Here is a 2,982-nt window from a genome sequence, read left to right as displayed (position 1 = left end):
ACTATAAATCCTGGGTGTCCGACAATGTTGGCATCGTCGTCATTGTCGACAGGGACGACGAAGACTGTGTCGTACTTAAGTCCAAGTTAGAGTTATCGGCACAGAAAGTTGGCTTGGTTACCGCTTCCTCCTCATCGGGGGGCTGCTTTCAGGTCTTGAACCGCATCGCCATCGAAGAATTGGAGGCTTGGTTCTTTGGCGATGTGGAGGCGATGTGCACCGCCTATCCGGGAGTGCCTTCCTCTCTCGCGTCTCGAGTCCCTTTCCGTAACCCGGATGCGATAAAGGGCGGAACTGCTGAAGCTTTGCATAGGGTTCTTGAAAGAGCGGGGCATCATTCGGGCGGCTTGGCAAAGGTGCGAGCAGCAATAGATATTTCTGCAGTGATGAATATTGAGTCAAACAGATCTGACAGCTTCTGTCAGTTTCGAGATGGGCTCCGTAGACTTGTGAATCAGAAGGAGGCTAACTAGTGCCACGCCGCGAGGATCTGAAGCACATCCTGGTGATCGGCTCTGGCCCGATCGTGATCGGCCAGGCGTGCGAATTCGACTACTCCGGTACCCAGGCGTGCCGGGTGCTGCGGTCCGAGGGACTGCGCGTGTCGCTGGTGAACTCCAACCCGGCGACCATCATGACCGACCCGGAGTTCGCCGACGCCACCTACGTCGAGCCGATCACCCCGGAGTTCGTCGAGAAGGTCATCGAGAAGGAGCGCCCCGACGCCATCCTGGCCACCCTCGGTGGGCAGACCGCGCTCAACACTGCGGTCGCGCTGCACGAGAACGGTGTGCTGCAGAAGTACAACGTCGAGCTGATCGGCGCCGACTTCGACGCCATCCAGCGCGGTGAGGACCGGCAGAAGTTCAAGGACATCGTCGCCAAGGTCGGCGGCGAGAGTGCCCGCAGCGCCGTCTGTTACACCATGGACGAAGTCCGCGAGACCGTCGCCGACCTCGGTTACCCCGTGGTCGTGCGTCCCTCGTTCACCATGGGTGGGCTCGGCTCGGGCATGGCCTACAACGAGGACGACCTCGACCGCATCGCCGGTGGCGGCCTGTCCGCCTCGCCGACCGCGAACGTCCTGATCGAGGAGTCCATCCTCGGCTGGAAGGAGTTCGAACTCGAGCTCATGCGTGACCGCAACGACAACGTGGTCATCGTCTGCTCGATCGAGAACGTCGACCCGATGGGCGTGCACACCGGTGACTCGGTCACCGTCGCTCCCGCGATGACCCTCACCGACCGCGAGTACCAGAAGATGCGCGATCTCGGCATCGCGATCCTGCGCGAGGTCGGCGTCGACACCGGCGGCTGCAACATCCAGTTCGCGGTGGATCCCGCAGACGGTCGCCTGATCGTCATCGAGATGAACCCCCGCGTCTCGCGCTCCTCGGCGCTGGCGTCGAAGGCCACCGGCTTCCCGATCGCCAAGATCGCCGCCAAGCTGGCCATCGGCTACACCCTCGACGAGATCGTCAACGACATCACGGGCGAGACCCCGGCGAGCTTCGAGCCGACGCTCGACTACGTCGTGGTGAAGGCGCCGCGGTTCGCGTTCGAGAAGTTCCCCGGCGCCGACGCCACGCTGACCACCACCATGAAGTCGGTGGGCGAGGCGATGTCGATGGGCCGCAACTTCTCCGAGGCCCTCGGCAAGGTGCTGCGCTCGCTCGAGACCAAGGCCGCCAGCTTCTGGACCACCGACGACGGCCAGTGGGCCCCGGCCGATCCCAGCGATCCGGCCTCGGTGCGCGAGGCGATCGAAGCCATCCTCGCCGACCTGCGTGTGCCGACCGAAGGTCGCATCTACCAGGTCGAACGCGCACTGCGCTACGGCGCGAGCGTCGCGGAGGTCGCGCTGGCCTCCGGTGTGGACCCGTGGTTCGTCGCCGAGGTGCTCGGCCTGGTCGAGCTGCGGACCGAAGTCCTCGACGCGCCCGTCCTCGACGAGGATCTGCTGCGCCGCGCCAAGCACTACGGCCTGTCCGACCGTCAGCTCGCCGCCCTGCGGCCCGAGCTGGCCGGTGAGTCGGGTGTGCGCTCGCTGCGTCACCGGCTCGCGGTGCGCCCGGTCTACAAGACCGTCGACACCTGCGCCGCGGAGTTCGAGGCCAAGACCCCGTACCACTACAGCACCTACGAGCTGGATCCCGGTGCGGAGTCCGAGGTCGCGCCGCAGCGTGAGCGCGAGAAGGTCATCATCCTGGGCTCGGGCCCGAACCGCATCGGTCAGGGCATCGAGTTCGACTACTCGTGTGTGCATGCGGCCCAGACCCTGTCGGCCGCCGGGTACGAGACCGTGATGGTCAACTGCAACCCCGAGACCGTCTCCACCGACTACGACACCGCCGATCGTCTCTACTTCGAGCCGCTCACCTTCGAGGACGTCCTCGAGGTGTACAACGCCGAAGCCGAGTCGGGCACCGTCGCCGGTGTGATCGTGCAGCTCGGCGGCCAGACCCCGCTGGGTCTGGCGCAGCGGCTCACCGACGCCGGCGTGCCGGTGGTCGGTACCTCCGCGGCCGCGATCGACCTGGCCGAGGACCGTGGCGAATTCGGTGACGTGCTCGTCGCCGCCGGACTGCCCGCGCCCAAGTACGGCACCGCCACCACGGTGGCCCAGGCCAAGAAGATCGCAGGCGAGATCGGCTACCCGGTGCTGGTCCGCCCGTCCTACGTGCTGGGCGGGCGCGGCATGGAGATCGTCTACGACGAGCAGTCCCTCGAGGGCTACATCTCCCGCGCCACCGAGCTCAACCCGGATCACCCGGTGCTGGTCGACCGTTTCCTCGAAGACGCCATCGAGATCGACGTCGACGCGCTGTGCGACGGCGACGAGGTCTACCTCGGCGGCGTGATGGAACACATCGAGGAAGCCGGTATCCACTCCGGTGACTCCGCCTGCGCGCTGCCCCCGATCACTCTGGGTCGCAGCGACATCGAGGCCGTGCGCCGCTCCACCATCGCGCTGGCCAAGGG

2 protein-coding genes are annotated in these 2,982 nt (G+C 65.6%); both read left to right on the top strand.

The annotated features are described in order from the left end of the window. The coding region (locus ACFWF3_RS30445; protein ID WP_379317123.1) for a DUF4276 family protein at window positions 1–473 on the top strand (473 nt) is incomplete at its 5' end. Beyond that, on the top strand, window positions 473–2,982 hold a 2,510-nt coding region (gene carB, locus ACFWF3_RS30440; protein WP_379317121.1), incomplete at its 3' end, for a carbamoyl-phosphate synthase large subunit. The genes ACFWF3_RS30445 and carB, both read left to right, overlap by 1 nt.

The organism is Nocardia sp. NPDC060220, from assembly GCF_042727815.1.
In the GTDB taxonomy this organism is placed as follows: Bacteria; Actinomycetota; Actinomycetes; order Mycobacteriales; family Mycobacteriaceae; genus Nocardia.
The sequence above is the reverse complement of the archived record's forward strand: the minus strand, read 5'-3'. Positions and strand labels throughout refer to the sequence as shown.